The organism is Vibrio sp. GLN_1, from assembly GCF_043106015.1.
Classification (GTDB): Bacteria; Pseudomonadota; Gammaproteobacteria; order Enterobacterales; family Vibrionaceae; genus Vibrio; species Vibrio parahaemolyticus.
Genome location: NZ_JBICMD010000036.1, coordinates 1,152,177 through 1,167,600 on the forward strand (window position 1 = coordinate 1,152,177; position 15,424 = coordinate 1,167,600).

Annotated in this window: 11 protein-coding genes; 8 read left to right on the forward strand and 3 right to left on the reverse strand. The window is 45.1% G+C overall.

The window, feature by feature from the left end; all coding sequences use genetic code 11:
* Positions 1 to 37 precede the first annotated feature (37 nt).
* On the forward strand, positions 38 to 1,018 hold the full coding sequence (locus tag ACF8OV_RS22905) for a hypothetical protein (protein ID WP_317676245.1): 981 nt from the start codon (positions 38 to 40) through the stop codon (positions 1,016 to 1,018).
* Between the two features lie 20 nt (positions 1,019 to 1,038).
* Here the strand turns inward: ACF8OV_RS22905 and ACF8OV_RS22910 are convergent, their stop codons facing one another.
* Entirely contained in the window at positions 1,039 to 1,197 is a 159-nt protein-coding gene (locus ACF8OV_RS22910; protein WP_005498265.1) for a hypothetical protein, read from the reverse strand.
* A 77-nt stretch (positions 1,198 to 1,274) separates the two neighbouring features.
* On the opposite strand from ACF8OV_RS22910, the gene ACF8OV_RS22915 reads away from it, so the two are divergent.
* From ACF8OV_RS22915 to katG, 4 genes are all read left to right on the forward strand, one after another.
* A complete protein-coding gene (locus ACF8OV_RS22915; protein ID WP_047731739.1) occupies positions 1,275 to 2,150 on the forward strand; it encodes a hypothetical protein in 876 nt (291 codons plus the stop codon).
* 114 nt (positions 2,151 to 2,264) lie between these two features.
* Positions 2,265 to 3,155: a hydrogen peroxide-inducible genes activator gene (locus ACF8OV_RS22920; protein ID WP_017447896.1), complete on the forward strand. Its 891-nt coding sequence runs from the start codon at positions 2,265 to 2,267 to the stop codon at positions 3,153 to 3,155.
* Positions 3,156 to 3,394: 239 nt separating this feature from the next.
* Positions 3,395 to 3,865: a Dps family protein gene (locus ACF8OV_RS22925; RefSeq protein WP_005457571.1), complete on the forward strand. Its 471-nt coding sequence runs from the start codon at positions 3,395 to 3,397 to the stop codon at positions 3,863 to 3,865.
* A 126-nt stretch (positions 3,866 to 3,991) separates the two neighbouring features.
* Positions 3,992 to 6,157 (forward strand): catalase/peroxidase HPI, encoded by a 2,166-nt coding sequence (gene katG / locus ACF8OV_RS22930; RefSeq protein WP_317676244.1) that lies wholly within the window; start codon positions 3,992 to 3,994, stop codon positions 6,155 to 6,157.
* A gap of 126 nt (positions 6,158 to 6,283) precedes the next feature.
* Here katG and ACF8OV_RS22935 read toward each other — a convergent pair whose 3' ends face one another.
* Positions 6,284 to 6,814, reverse strand: a complete 531-nt coding sequence (locus ACF8OV_RS22935; protein WP_258495912.1) for a cytochrome b — start codon at positions 6,812 to 6,814, stop codon at positions 6,284 to 6,286.
* Between the two features lie 246 nt (positions 6,815 to 7,060).
* On the opposite strand from ACF8OV_RS22935, the gene ati1 reads away from it, so the two are divergent.
* Both ati1 and ACF8OV_RS22945 read left to right on the forward strand, forming a co-directional pair.
* On the forward strand, positions 7,061 to 7,510 hold the full coding sequence (gene ati1 / locus ACF8OV_RS22940; RefSeq protein WP_017447901.1) for an Ati1 family type III secretion system chaperone: 450 nt from the start codon (positions 7,061 to 7,063) through the stop codon (positions 7,508 to 7,510).
* Positions 7,511 to 7,550: 40 nt separating this feature from the next.
* Entirely contained in the window at positions 7,551 to 9,044 is a 1,494-nt protein-coding gene (locus tag ACF8OV_RS22945) for a VPA0450 family T3SS effector inositol phosphatase (RefSeq protein WP_193305166.1), read from the forward strand.
* A gap of 91 nt (positions 9,045 to 9,135) precedes the next feature.
* Here ACF8OV_RS22945 and ACF8OV_RS22950 read toward each other — a convergent pair whose 3' ends face one another.
* Positions 9,136 to 11,040 (reverse strand): S8 family serine peptidase, encoded by a 1,905-nt coding sequence (locus ACF8OV_RS22950; protein ID WP_203504178.1) that lies wholly within the window; start codon positions 11,038 to 11,040, stop codon positions 9,136 to 9,138.
* An 816-nt stretch (positions 11,041 to 11,856) separates the two neighbouring features.
* Here ACF8OV_RS22950 and ACF8OV_RS22955 point away from each other — a divergent pair.
* A complete protein-coding gene (locus ACF8OV_RS22955) occupies positions 11,857 to 15,375 on the forward strand; it encodes an AAA domain-containing protein (protein ID WP_203504179.1) in 3,519 nt (1,172 codons plus the stop codon).
* The last annotated feature ends 49 nt before the right edge of the window (positions 15,376 to 15,424 follow it).

Below are 15,424 nucleotides of genomic sequence, written 5' to 3' on the forward strand. Positions count from 1 at the left end.
CACCAGAAAGAAGTGGGACTTAAAAGGATCAGAAACCATGTCACTTTGGGGATTTTTAGGAGCGGGGTTTGCTTACTTATTAATGACGTTTGCCTTTGTTTTTGGCGGCATTTTTTGGTTATGTGCGGAAGGTAATACATTAAGAGAAACAAAACGCCAATCATCGATAATGTCAGGGATTATTGTTTGCACTATGGGAACTTGGGTGATTGCATTTAGTATTTATATTTACGGTTACTTTTGGGATAACTCTTCTCACTATTATTTTTACTTGCTCGCTCCATGGCCTCTTGCCATTGTAGGCATAACACTTCGTAACCATTGGGTTAGCCAATACGCAAGTGTAAAACAAGAAAAAAATGAAAAGTGGCAAAGGCACTGGAGAGAAATATTAGGCGAAGATACTGAAGATCTTCCACCGTATCGATATGACTACGGGCTCTACTCAGGCATTTGGCAAGCCAATGAAACACTCAGAGAGCAGTGCTTTGCAGCGCTTACTCACGGGAATTCAGTCTATGAGAGAGTAAAGGCTTTTCAAAAAATGACTACTCACGAGCACAACACCGATGATCAAATTTTGCTGAGTAAACTCGCCCAATTAGAGAATGAAATTATCCAAGCACTGGAACAACACTCGCAAAAAAACGTAAGTATTGAAGCAGGCTCTGGTACTTTATGCAAAGAGTCAAAACGCAATGTTTATCGCCATGAGAATGGCCCAACAGAAGAACAACTGTACGACTCAATCAATCTCCAACATGATTTGGATCGAGAGCTACGTAACATTATCTATGACAGGCTTGGTGACGATGGCTTGGATGAATACTTTTTCCTCCGAGCGCCACTCGAAGAGCTTACCGAGAATGAAACCGCAATCAACTGGATGCTCTGGGGTTTAGTAAGCAACCATTTTGACGTTGACCCATACCAAACGGCGTTGGAGCTCAATTTAATGAATGCGGAACCAAGATGGGGACAAGATGAGCGGTTTGTGGTGGTGACAACGGCAGCGTGAACGACTTTACGCGTTGATTACTAGACGCCCTCAAGCTGAAAATATTGCCCTGCCCGATAAACAACCAACTTATTGACTACAAGCTCATTTATCATAATCGAGATAAGCACAACGTTGCTCATCAAGTACTTAGGAGGCGCATTCGTCACGATCTCATCCAGAGCTTTTATCGGCTTCATGAGACATCGTAAAGAACTGTGCTTCCCATTTCTGCGTATATACTTTCTATCAACAGATGCCTTTTCAGAGAGTAGTTATGTTAGAAGAACGACTTTATGAACATTATCTGCCTGGGTACTTAGAAAGTAATAGTGAAGAAGAAAAGCAGCGCCTATGGCAGCAAGCTGACCCTAACACGATTTATCAGCTCAATAGCGAATTACAAAAACTGCACGGTGAGGGTAACGACCTCATATCTTTTAGTGACCCCCATCGTTCACACCTCCCGATCACCGCTTGGCCGGACATGCTATCGGCCGACATTGCCTTTTGGCGCAAGCACCAACACTGGTTGTTGCAAAGTAATGACCCGGTCACTCCAACTAATGAAGACGACTTGAGCGTGAATTATAAAATTCCGCTCAATTACATCAATCAATACAATGGTGAACATTTACGCCTGTTCTACGGGTCTCGCCTCGTTTATGCGAGATTGTTCAGTGCCCTGCACTACATTTTGAATCACGTTAAATCGGTGATCGAAGATTGGAGCCACGATCGCTACCCCTATCAATTACCCATAGAGCTGTACATACCAACGACAAGTGAGCCGCAATCGGCAGTACGAAGTACATATCACCATTTCAATAGTGCTAACTATCAATCACTTAAAAACTATTTCCAGCAGCACTATTCAAGTTGGATTGAAGAGCAATATCTCAATTGGATGTTCGAGCTCAACACACAACTTAATCACCAAACCGCTGCCACTTACATCGTTGAATATGAGGACGAGTTTGGCATTCCGCGTGTCGACTTTATTTGCAAAAACGAAAACACTTTGCGGATGATTCGCCCCGCTCATTTTGTTGAAGACATGCGACAGATGGTGAGTTCGACCGATTATCTTGATCACCAAGTACAACAAGTCGCGCTCAGAATCGAACGGCAATGCCGAGCGAAAGGATGGTAGATAAAGGCAGGAACAACGTTAGGGAAATTCGAACAACAAAAAGCCATCTTCTAAGCTTGATCATTAGAACGAGAAGTTTGAACGGCGAGAAGACTCAACGGATGGATAAACGCTATGCTATCAATAAAACAATTATCTTATGCCTTGGCTGTCTCAAAAACGCTGCATTTTCGTAAAGCAGCCGATTTGTGTCATGTTCGCCAATCAACGTTGAGCACAGGCGTCAGTGAACTGGAGCGTCAGCTAGGCATTAAGATTTTTGAGCGGGACAATAAAAAAGTGCTCGTCACGCCACTTGGTCGTGAAGTTTTAGACAAAGCCAGCAACATTATGCTTCAACTGGAAGACATGGCACACCTCGACCACAGTTGCGGCGAACCTTTTTGCTTTCCGTTGTCCATTGGCATGATCCCGACCATTGCACCTTATCTTCTGCCAAAGTTGTTACTCACCTTAAAAGAGCAGTACCCCAACGCGAAAATAGACATCGTCGAAGAACAGTCGCATGTCCTTGTCGACATGGTTCACAGCGGTGAGATTGACGCGGCCGTGCTGGCCATCCCCTACCCTTGTGACGGCTTGTTAACGTTAGAGTTTTGGCAAGAAGACTTTTACTGGGTCGCGCTCGATGGGCAAATGCACACAGACAAAAGCAGCATTACGTCCGAAGAACTACAAGAAACCAACCTCATGCTGCTTAAAGAAGGCCACTGCCTCAAAGATCATATTTTGGATGCCTGCCGCCTCTCTGAACAAACCTCCAATCAGGAATACCGTGCCACCAGTCTAAACACGTTAATTCAAATGGTAATGAGTGGAATGGGCACAACCTTGATCCCGGAAATGGCACTGGAACAGCTCGTCACGCACTACCCAGTATTATCGGCAGTGCATTTAAATGAGCCCGGCCCTCACCGCAGAATAGCCCTCGCGTTTCGCCCAAACTATGTGGACGTTTCCAGTCTCGAAGCGCTTTCCCGTATCGCGAAGCAATCTCTCAAATAATCTCGAAATCAAAATCGTTTAAACCCAGCAGCATGCCGTTACCTCGGTGTGCTTTGTGTGCTTTGTAGGCGTTGATATTTGCTATAGACAACGCCTTCCATTCAGTAATCAAAATTTCCGAACGTTACATTCATTTTTATCATTTTTACAAATCAGAACATCTATCCAATACTTTTTTTAGTTGTTTGCTGACGGCTTATAAAAAGTCGTGAAACCAGATGGAATGAGAGGAAGCTAGCATGACGCACATCGATATCGGCATTGATAGAGAGCACCGATTAAGCACCGCAGAGGGCTTGAAGCAGCTCTTGGCAGATTCTTACACGCTCTATCTGCAAACGCACAACTTCCACTGGAATGTGGAAGGCCCGAACTTCAGAGAACTGCATCTCATGTTCGAAGAACACTATACCGAACTTGCGACGGCTGTAGACGAGATTGCCGAGCGCATACGCACACTGGACGTCCCCGCACCCGGCACGTTTAAAGAGTTCGCCAAACTCAGTGTGATTGAAGAGGTTGAAGGCGTTCCGAGCGCGACGGAAATGGTCGACATACTCACGCACAATCACGAACAAGTCGTAAAAACCGCACGTAAAGTGTTAAAGCTAGCCCAACAAGCGGATGACGAATCTAGCGTGGCGTTGGTATCGGACAGAATGCGCATCCATGAAAAAACAGCATGGATGTTACGATCGCTGCAGAAATAACGCCGAGCGAAACGACCTAAGGATAATGCTCTGTATTAAAACATCAGTAATTAATAACGGATGCCCGTGTTTGTTCACCAGTTGTAACGACTAGCACTCGCAAAACGCAAGAATGGGAGAATTAGCATGACACAACAAAATGCGCATTCCGAAGGCAAATGCCCCGTAATGCATGGCTCCATGACCACCAATGACAGAACAGAAAAGAACTGGTGGCCGAAGTCGCTCAACCTCGATATTTTGCATCAACACGACGCTAAAACGAATCCAATGCCGAGTGATTTTGATTACCAAGAAGAAGTCAAAAAACTCGATTTCGCTGCACTCAAACAAGACCTCATCGCACTAATGACCGATAGCCAAGAATGGTGGCCTGCTGACTGGGGACATTATGGCGGCTTGATGATTCGTATGTCATGGCATGCGGCAGGGACTTATCGAATCGCAGATGGTCGCGGCGGTGCGGGCACCGGTAATTTACGTTTTGCCCCGCTAAATTCATGGCCAGATAACGCTAATCTCGACAAAGCAAGACGTATCCTTTGGCCGATTAAGAAAAAATATGGCAACCAACTGAGCTGGGCCGATCTCATTGCGTATGCCGGTACGATGGCTTATGAATCCATGGGGTTGAAAACGTTCGGCTTCGGATTTGGGCGCGAAGACATCTGGCACCCAGAAAAGGACATTTATTGGGGCTCAGAAAAAGAATGGCTGGCACCTACCAACAACCCTAACAGCCGCTATTCAGGTGAACGGGATTTAGAGAATCCACTCGCCGCTGTGATGATGGGCTTAATTTATGTCAACCCAGAAGGCGTCGATGGACAGCCGGATCCACTCAAAACCGCGCACGACGTACGAGTTACGTTCGCTCGAATGGCAATGAATGATGAAGAAACCGTTGCCCTAACCGCTGGTGGCCACACCGTAGGTAAAGCGCATGGTAACGGTGATGCAGCCAATTTAGGCCCAGAGCCAGAAGGTGCCGACATTCACGACCAAGGATTAGGTTGGTTAAACAAGACAACCCGCGGCGTAGGCAACAACGCGGTCACCAGTGGGATTGAAGGCGCATGGACAAGCCAGCCAACGCAATGGGATAACGGCTATTTTCATCTGCTGTTAAATTACGATTGGGAACTGAAAAAAAGCCCAGCCGGCGCATGGCAATGGGAACCTATCGACATTAAAGAGGAAGACAAACCGGTCGATCCTGAAAACCCTAACGTTCGGCATAACCCAATCATGACCGACGCCGATATGGCGATGAAGATGGATCCAGAGTATCGAAAAATCTCAGAACGCTTCCATAGCGACCCGGCCTATTTCGCCGACACCTTTGCTCGGGCTTGGTTTAAATTAACGCACAGAGACATGGGGCCTAAGGCTCGCTACATCGGCCCTGATGTTCCGCAAGAAGACCTCATCTGGCAAGATCCGGTTCCTCACGGCAATGCAAACTACGATGCAGACGCGGTAAAAGCCAAAATCGCAGCCAGTGGGTTATCGGTTAGTGACATGGTCACAACCGCTTGGGACAGTGCGCGTACGTTCCGTCAGTCTGACAAACGTGGTGGCGCAAACGGCGCTCGTATTCGCTTAACGCCACAAAAAGACTGGCAAGGTAACGAGCCAGAGCGGCTATCCCGAGTACTACCGGTGTTGGAAAGCATCGCGAAAGATACGGGAGCGAGCGTCGCTGATGTGATCGTATTGGCAGGTAACGTCGGTATTGAGCAAGCCGCCAGCGCTGCGGGTGTTAACGTCACTGTGCCGTTCCTTCCAGGACGTGGCGACGCAACACAGGATATGACGGATGTTGAGTCCTTCGAGGTGTTAGAACCGTTGCACGATGGATATCGAAACTGGCTCAAACAAAACTACGTTGTATCACCAGAAGAAATGCTGTTGGATCGCACCCAATTGATGGGGTTAACTGCCGCTGAAATGACGGTGCTCGTCGGAGGGATGCGCGTTCTTGGCACGAATCACAGCGGTAGTAAACACGGAGTGTTCACTGACCGAATCGGCCAACTTACCAACGATTTCTTCGTTAACCTAACCGACATGAACTACACGTGGGAACCCGTTGGCGAAAACCTTTACGAAATCCGCAGACGTCGCTCCAAAGATGTAAAATGGACAGCGACCCGCATCGATCTTGTCTTCGGCTCAAACTCAATACTCAGAGCCTATGCCGAACTGTATGCACAAGATGACAACGCAGGAAAATTCGTTGAAGACTTTGTCGCCGCGTGGACCAAAGTGATGAACGCCGACCGATTTTGATGTAATCCAAAGCGAAGCCTAATCTAACAATTAGGCATCCTTTCGCTTATATAAAAAATGGCAGGTATCACTTACCTGCCATTTTGTTGCTCAGAAACCTTCGAAGCACATTCTTGTTTTGTCTTATCAAGCTTTGCCCAACATTCTCAGCAACGTTCCGTCCTGCTTAATAAAGTGATGCATAAAGCTGGCACCAAGGTGCAAAACCAATAGGAATGGCAACAACGCTTCACCACTAAACTCGTGGATCTCCTCGCCCAGCTCTTTCAGCATGTGTATTTCTCTGCCAGAACTCACTAATTCAAAACCAAACAGGCTCAGACCGTACCCTTCTCCTACAGAAACCGCGATGCCAGACAAAGGCAATACCACAGTTAAGGCCAGAAGAGAATACATAACCACAGCCGCCGCGATAGACTCAAATTTACTTCTTTCAGTCATAGGTTTTGGCATACCCGCAATGAGTCTCCCAACTAACCTAGGCACGCTCAAGGCTAAGACTAAAAGTCCGAATGACATGTGAGCATTAAAAAGTAAGTTGTTTGATTCATCATCCATAACTAGACCAGAAATGAGTACCGCAATCATTCCAAGCCCGATAACCCAATGGAAAAACATCATTGATTTTGAGATTGCATTGTTCGTTTTCGCGTCCATCTTCTTTCTCCATGTAAAAGACATGGTTATTCTTCACATGAGCCATGAATAAAAGATGAATACTTTATTCAGACAAACCACTCTCAGACGAACTAAACAGGTCGCCGCCCTCTAGTTGTGGTCCGTGTTAATACGATAAAAATAAAAACTTACGCCCATACTCAATAGCCTTCCACACCCTCACTCTTATACTCTTTCCCAAAATGAGTAATAACCATAATAAATTTTTAGATTGAGGGGAAAACAATGGATATCTACCAAGAAAGCATCAGTTTTTTAGGTAACGACGCGAACTTCGATGCAAACGGATTATTTCAATGCGAACTGTCATCGAATACAAATGACCATGATGAAGCGCTTTTCTTAACCATATTTAAGAACGAAACCACCATCAATTTGCACATGTCGTTGACCAGCCCTGTTGAGTTGCCAACACCTCTGCCAGAAGCCATCGCAATTGCTATCGGTGAACACGCGCTAGAACCATTTCGAGGTGGTTTCGGCGTTGGTTTAATGCCGGATAGCCGCAGACTGACCGTTTATAAGGTTATTTCTTTAGCTAATAAGCCTCAAAGTTATGTTCAAAACACATTCCAACAACTGCTAGAAAAAATTGAGCAGTGGCACCTCTTCATTGAACAAACCGATAACGAAGCAGCAATTCCAGAACAATTACCTGCTGGGATTTTCATTTAATCCCGCTAAAAACGACCATGTTTAGAAATGAGTTTATTTTATGTCGACAATTCAAATTAATAGTCAACATCGAGGTAATTTAGACCTCGCAGATATTCAAAATATCAAAACCAATGCCAAAGAAGGCGATACCGTTAAATTTGGCTCTATATTTGGTAAAGAATACAGCGTTACTAAAAGCAATGATGGTGAAATTAGCCTCAAACAAAAAGAAAATCGCAGCTTTTTTAATCGCTTTTTTAGCAAAACAGATTCATCGAAAAACAGCGACTTAAAGCTGAACTTGATGAACCAACAACTGCACAAAAAAGAGAACAACGGCAACGTTAAGGTCCTGACGTTAACGTACAACCAAGCCAACCAAAAGATGCCTGCAGAGACGAAGAACTACTTCCAAAACCTTATCCAAAAGGGTGACTATGATGTGGTCTTATTTGCCGAACAAGAATCGAAATTGCTTGCTAACGACCTAGAACTCGATGGCATGAACCTGCTTAGCCAAAACAAAATGAAAGTCATGACTAAAGGGCTTGGTGAAGGTATCAGCTACACTTCGATGTCTGTTTTTGCGAAAGATGGCGTCGATATTAACGTGAAAAATGAGTCTGAATATCGTCACGGCATCGGTGGACGAAACATGGAATTCTTCATGGGCATCACGGGTAATAAAGGCGGCGTGAAAACGGCTTTGGAGATCAATGGACAACCTTTAAACGTCATTTCTGCACACCTGGATTCCAACAAAGAAGTCAAACGTGAGTTCGAAGGCAACAAGTTGATGGAAGGCATTAATCCAAATGAGGAAGTTCTGATCACTGGCGATCTCAATGAACGTGAGAAGCGCGTTGCTGAAGGCTCTGATGTGCTGTACGACCCAATTGCCCATGATGATACGCACTTAGCGAAACATGGCTTTAAGTTCAAACCACTCGATAGCCATACTTACATGCAGCTAGATAAGCACACTGGCAATATTAAGCAGAAAGAAGGCCGAGATCGCCCTGACTTCGGTGAGCTGGATAATACTGGTTTAACCAACAAAACGGGCAACTTACAGAACCACCAAACCAGTGTTATCACAGATGGTTTTGAGAATGTCAGCGACCATAAGCCAGTGCAGTCAACGTTCGAAGTCAGAAGCTTTTCTCAAAAGTTGATTGAAAACGCGTTTACTCAAAATGCCAATGACTTTAAAAATGATGCCGCCTATCTGAAGCCAGGCACGAACCCAGCTAACGCAACGTTTGATGATGTAACCTCTGCTAACCAAGCACGTCTGGGTTTAGAAAACTTAAACCCGAATGAACAAGCATTCGTGAAAGAGAATTTTGCGAGCTTTATTATCGGTAAAGACGCGATCTTCAGCCAGCTAACTAGCGGCTTTATGGAAGAGATGAGCCAACTTCATGCCTCTGATCTTGCTAAGAACCCAACTCATCTACAAGCGCAGCAAATTGCGTTGAGCGAAAAATACGAACAGCTAAGCGATAAAGTAAACGCTGAGTTTAATAAACAATTCGTGGCAAATCTTTAGCCACAGAGCCGTATTTATCTCTGTTCGATATGGAAAACATAGAAAGTTAAAAACACAAAAAGGCCCTCTTCTCGGGCCTTTTTCATGGCGATCATTTGTTCGGCTTTCCTCCACCTTTTCCGCCGCCCTTACCACCACCAGAACCAGCAACCGTGATGTTATCGCTCCATCCACTCCAGAACAAAGAACCATCGCTTTGCTGAATGGTGCCAACACGATAATGCACTTCGCCATTGACACTGGAATCTTCAAACGTCGTGGCCGTAGGGTCGAGAACATCCCAACTGCTTAGGCTTTGCCATCGATTACGTTTTGCATTCCAACTCTCGCGTTCGACTCTAAAGCCTGCAATGGCATCCTGATCCCCCAAGTAGTTCCAATTGAGAAAGACAATACTATTGGTGATCGAGATAGAAAGAGCTTCTGGTGCCTTAACGACTAGAGGAGGTGGTGGTGGCGGTTCCGAAGGTGTTGCAGTCAGAGCTCCCACCAAATTAAGTCGTCCGTATTGAGAGATGCTCTGTAAATCTTGTCCATCAGCACCTATTGGATCCGCTCCTTGTTCCAACATCATACGAATCATCTGGTTACAAGGTACGCCAGAAGCGTCTTGGCAAGTTGCAGGATCGGATAACTGATCTGCATATTTGTATGCCCAAAGTAACGCAGCTGCGCCAGCAACATGAGGGCTGGCCATGGATGTACCCGACTGCCAATGCAGACAGGCGTCATTATCGTAATCGAAGGTACCACACTGCTCATTTGGCATCGTCGAGAGAATACTGTCACCGGGTGCCATTAGCGACACCCAATCGCTACCGAAAGTAGAAAAACTGGCACGATTGTCATCGTCATCCGTCGCACCTACGGCAATCACGTTGTCATAAGCTGCGGGATAGTTCTTTATCGGGTCTCCGGCGTTCCCTGCTGCGCTCACTAACAACACGCCTTTCCCCCAAGCGTAGTTAACGGCATCATTTTCCGCTTGGCTATAACCGACTAAGCTAATCGGGTTGCCCTCTTCATCGATTTCATCAGAGCCATAACTCATGTTAATCACGTGGTAGCCGTTATCGGCAGCATAGGTGATCGCATCAATGGAGGAAGATAGCGGGCATACCCCCGTCGCTGCGATAAGGAAGCAGCCAAAAAATGGGTCGCAGCTATAAATCAGATATTCGTAGCACGTCTTCAGGTTGCCAACAGAACTGTTAAAACCGACCCCAGCAATACCAATACCGTTATCTGTCTGAGCTGCCGCAATACCAGCAACATGAGTACCGTGTCCAACTACATCCTCTAACGTATCACTTTGATAGTCGGTGACAAATTTCTGTTGCTCGACACATTTCCCATTTCCGAACTCAATGCTACTGACGCTATCCCCTGCCATACGACAATCAATACCGGAATCGAGAATGGCTATCTTGACGGCAGAATTACCTTTCGTCATATCCCAAGCTTCGGGAGCATTGATATCTGCACCAGGCAAGCCAGAGGCCTCATCCAGATACGGACCAAATAGTGGGTCATTCACCACGGTAGAATGTACTTGCCCAGTATTATTGAGCGCCCACTGCTCAGAAAAGTAGTCACTAGCATAGATACTTCCACCGAGACCTTCATTGGGAACATACTGAACAATGTGGTTGATATCAGGTTCTGCATACAACACATTCGGGTTCTGGTTAAAACGGGCTAACTGCGCTTCCACTGTTCCAACAGGCACTTGCAAAACATGCACATCAATGCCGGAAATGACTTTGAGCGATTTGGCTCTGCTCTCACGCATCAACTCCCCTACGTCAGACGCCGCTGCACCGGGACGGAATTTAACGAGAATACGATCCACGGCATAAGCCGGAGGTGGAGTTGTATGAACGGGATGAGGATGACTATCGAGGTAAGCCTGCGGTATAGCAAGGCTTTCTGGAACCGCCGCTTGCACAATCGCAGACGACAACAATAAAATCGGCAAGGATAATGAATGATGCATGGCACTATACTCCGTGTTGGATAAGTCCCTTCCTTGACTGAGGAACTCCATTTGCCAGATGAAACGGCAGCGGGTACGACTCAGCCCCCATCAAAACCTTTTAGCTTAGAATAGAAGTCTAATGATAAATTTACCAATAAGGAAAATATCTAAGGCATGCAATAGACCGATAGCAACGGTGAGAAAATGAACGGAGACTAACTATTTTCTTTGAAAAACCAGAAAATGTTTCTGGTCCGTAAAACACTTTCACCACATCAATTTTGGGAGAGAAGAGCGTTCTAAACGCATTTTTGGACAGAAATCAGTTAGGTCTGCAGCTAACGATTACTCCAAGCACATTAGTTTTTTATTGCGGTTTCATCAATTACCTAAATCTAAGATGAATATAAATGCAAAAGTGTTCTGATTTAGCTGTGAAGAACAGACAAACGTGTACCTCACGCACTAATCACGCAGCAATGCTCTGGATTTGACCTGCCCAACAAGTGCGATGTTTGCGATAACTTCCAGAAGCCACCAATACAACTTAAAAGTTGTCCATCAGCATAAAAACAACATTTTAGTTGTTTATACATGCATAAGTCACCAGCAGCCAAACATTCACATAATTAATCATTAAATTCATATAACATTAGGAGAAATAAACTTTAATACCCCTGCCCCAATTCTTCGACGGCTCGAATAGTCATCATCCGAATGACTAAAAGATCGACAAGTAAGAAATTGTTCAAAGTTCTAACAAAAAACACTCCCTTGGCAAGGGGATATTCGACTAAAATCACATGCTTATCGCAAAAATTTCAAGGACCGGGTATGAATAATCAGGGCTGGATTCACTATTGGCGTAATTCTCTTGCCGATGCCGATAGCGCGAAAGGTGCATTAAAAAAGCAAGACCTGAAAAATTATGTGCGAACGACAACCGACGAGTTCAAAGAAGGTAAGCTTAAACCTGATTCTACATTGCTAGAAGATCTGTTTCGCAATGAAGCAGATACCCTAACCGCCGTACAAATTCATCATCGACCGGTCACCTATTATCTTCGGAAAGTTCATGGGAAAGATTACAGCGGCAATATGCCTGGTGTACTGACACCAATTGTCTGCTCTTTATGGGTCAATCGTGAAGGACTACTATTTCCCAACACCACGCCATTCATACCTCGTGATTTGCTTGCTCCTCAAGGAAATGACACCTTTACTATCGCTGACGTCGATAAGCTCGATGAATTCCTAACAACAAATGAAATTCCAGCGCAGTCTACTGAAAGTATTCCAGCCAAATTCGAACAAGAAGAACAGTATCAGAACCATCAAAAAGATTGGCACAACTACTACGGACTCACCCAAAAACTATTTGCCGATTACTGCGATAGAAACCGAATCAAGCAGTTCTACGAACACATTGAAAGTCGTGGCTTAGTCAACAAAATCAGCGAGTGCTTGGGAGCTTCAAGGCATATTTTAAAACTGTACGATAACCTGAGCAATTCAAGCACAGCCTTGCCTCTGCTTGATAGTTACGCGGCAAAAACAGTAACCAACCACGATGAATGTATTGAAGTATCTCAGACAGTGCATTCGCGTTTTGGCCACTCAAATAGTCAATTCCCGCTAACTAAAGCGCAATGCGATGCCTTGACCCATACCTTAGCCATGCAAGAAGGCGATATTCTTGCGGTAAATGGTCCTCCTGGCACAGGTAAAACAACGTTTGTTCTATCTGTAGTCGCATCACTGTGGATTGAATCTGCGCTAAAAGAGAGTCAGCCGCCGCTAATCATTGCGGCATCGACTAATAATCAAGCAGTAACCAACATCATTGATGCCTTTGGTAAAGACTTCGATGAAGGCGACGACGAACTATCAGGCCGATGGTTGCCCGACATTTTTAGCTATGGTGGCTACCTGCCATCGGCGTATGGAGAATTGGAAGCAGCCAAAAGTTACCAAACTAAGCATTTCTATGAAAAAGTCGAGCAGTTGGATTTTCTCGATCAAGCCCAAGCGCATTATTTGGATAGAGCAAAACAGGCGTTTCCACAACAGAATTTTACTGATGTAACGCAAGTTAAAGCGTATCTCCTTGCCGAATTGCGCCAACATCAAAACCAGTTAGATCACATCCAAAACAATTGGCATCACTACAACCGCCAACTAAATGACATCCATTCTCGGCTGGGGAACAATCCCCAACAAACATTGGCAGATCAACAACAAGCCGTTTCTAATGCGCAAGCATTGAAAGATAACGCCAAAGAACAGTTAACTGCGTGGCGAAGCTACCTCGGCAATGAATCTACATGGTTAACTCTGTTTAAGTGGTTACCGCCAATTAAGAATAAACTTGAACTCCAGCGCAGGAGTTTCATGTATAACCTTATTGAGCACGATGAAGAGCAAATTGAAAATCTGTCATCAGACCGATTTGAGAGCCTACTCAAGCAAGTATTTTCTAGTAAAAAAGACGATTTTGATGATCAAAAAAATCGGTATCAATCTTGGCTAGAGCAGTATCAAGAGTTTGAGCAATCACAACTGAATTGGCTTAATTCTATCAATAACTTTACTGAAGACTCTCCAGAGCAAACTATTCCACAACTGACTGACATCGATTCGGTTTTAGATATCACGACCCGTTTTCGAATGTTCCGCTTAGCGGTCCATTACTGGGAAGCATGCTGGCTGCTCAGTTGCCGAGATTTGGGTCAAGAGTTGAACAAGCAGGCCCGGAAAACAGGTTTGAAAACAGTTCGTCCTCGCTGGCAACGCCGAATGATGCTTACTCCTTGCATTGTATCAACGTTCCATTCTCTGCCTTCTCATATGACTTACCAGTCTCACGTTGGAAATAATGAATTTGAAACTGACTATCTGCTTAATGAAATCGACCTTTTGATCGTTGATGAAGCAGGCCAAGTAGCTCCAGAAGTTGCCGCAGCCTCGTTCTCACTAGCCAAAAAAGCGTTGGTGATTGGTGATATTTACCAAATCCCGCCGATTAGAAATGTGTGCTCATCAATTGACCGGGGTAATTTAAAGCAGCATAAAGTTATCAGCTCTGATGATGAATACACGGTCATTCAAGAGGAAGGCCGAAGTGTAGTGACTGGCAGTGTGATGCACGTAGCGCAACAAGCAAGCCGCTTTCATTATATGCCGGAAGCTGAGCCTGGAATGTTTTTGCAAGAACATAGACGCTGCTACGATGAATTAATCTCATACTGCAATGACCTTTGCTATCAAGGTATCCTGATCCCCAAGCGAGGACAAGCGACCAAAGATAGCCTCTACTCTCCTTTCAGTCATTTGCACGTCGACGGTATCGCGGAATCATTTAGCGGCAGCCGACGCAATAAGTTAGAAGCAGAAACTATCGCTGCATGGCTACATGCCAATAAGGTTGAAATAGAGAATTACTACGGCGAGCCACTGGCCAAGTGTGTGGGTATCATTACTCCATTTTCAGCTCAAGTGAACCAGATCAAGACCGCGTGTGGTGAGTTCGATATCAAAGCAGGCAAGGGGGATGACCAACTAACCGTTGGCACCGTTCACTCTCTTCAAGGTGCTGAACGCAAAATCATTATTTTTTCCCAGGTGTACACCAGACACAACGATGGCGGGTTTATCGATATGGATCCGTCAATGCTCAACGTCGCTGTCTCTCGAGCCAAAGATGCATTCTTGGTGTTTGGTGATTTGGATATCATTGAAGCTGCGCCATCATCTTCTCCACGAGGATTACTCGCCAAGTATCTCTTCACTGACGAGCGAAATGAGCTTGAGTTTAGTGTTGGTCAACGCCCCGATTTATTACAAATATGCGGCCATCCGAAACTGCTAACCAATGCCGAAGAGCACGATGCGTTCTTATCAAAACTGCTGAGGGAAGTACAACGAAAAATAGATATCGTCTCGCCTTGGTTACTGCTAGACAAACTGCAATCAACTGGTCAGTTAGAACTACTAAAAACAGCACTGCACAAAGGTGTCCAGATAACCATACACACCGACAGACATTTCAATACCACGGTCGCAAACCACCCGGATACTAATAAAGTAAAAGCGTTTCAACATTGCTGCGCGACCTTGGAACAGCTTGGTATCGTTATCAATGTGATAAATGGTGTCCATAGTAAAAGCGTTTTTGCTGATGATCGGTATATGGCGGTGGGGTCATTCAATTGGTTTAGTGCAAGCAGAAGCGGAAAATACGCTAATATCGAGACATCATTAATCTATGTCGGTGAGTTAGAGAAGGAGATCAAAACTCAACTCGACTTCTTAAATAGCCGAAGCTGCAACACAAACAAGCAGCCCGTGACGTAGACACAAAGCGTCACTCTTTTGTCCCGAAGTGACTCAAAATCATTTTCAG

What these genes read in the sequence shown, in the direction of transcription:
- katG (WP_317676244.1), top strand. Translation starts at nt 3,992, where the DNA reads ATGACACAACAAAATGCGCATTCCGAAGGCAAATGCCCCGTAATGCAT.
- ACF8OV_RS22920 (WP_017447896.1), top strand. Translation starts at nt 2,265, where the DNA reads ATGCTATCAATAAAACAATTATCTTATGCCTTGGCTGTCTCAAAAACG.
- ACF8OV_RS22950 (WP_203504178.1), bottom strand. Translation starts at nt 11,040, where the DNA reads ATGCATCATTCATTATCCTTGCCGATTTTATTGTTGTCGTCTGCGATT.
- ACF8OV_RS22915 (WP_047731739.1), top strand. Translation starts at nt 1,275, where the DNA reads ATGTTAGAAGAACGACTTTATGAACATTATCTGCCTGGGTACTTAGAA.
- ACF8OV_RS22935 (WP_258495912.1), bottom strand. Translation starts at nt 6,814, where the DNA reads ATGGACGCGAAAACGAACAATGCAATCTCAAAATCAATGATGTTTTTC.
- ACF8OV_RS22905 (WP_317676245.1), top strand. Translation starts at nt 38, where the DNA reads ATGTCACTTTGGGGATTTTTAGGAGCGGGGTTTGCTTACTTATTAATG.
- ati1 (WP_017447901.1), top strand. Translation starts at nt 7,061, where the DNA reads ATGGATATCTACCAAGAAAGCATCAGTTTTTTAGGTAACGACGCGAAC.
- ACF8OV_RS22955 (WP_203504179.1), top strand. Translation starts at nt 11,857, where the DNA reads ATGAATAATCAGGGCTGGATTCACTATTGGCGTAATTCTCTTGCCGAT.
- ACF8OV_RS22910 (WP_005498265.1), bottom strand. Translation starts at nt 1,197, where the DNA reads ATGAAGCCGATAAAAGCTCTGGATGAGATCGTGACGAATGCGCCTCCT.
- ACF8OV_RS22925 (WP_005457571.1), top strand. Translation starts at nt 3,395, where the DNA reads ATGACGCACATCGATATCGGCATTGATAGAGAGCACCGATTAAGCACC.
- ACF8OV_RS22945 (WP_193305166.1), top strand. Translation starts at nt 7,551, where the DNA reads ATGTCGACAATTCAAATTAATAGTCAACATCGAGGTAATTTAGACCTC.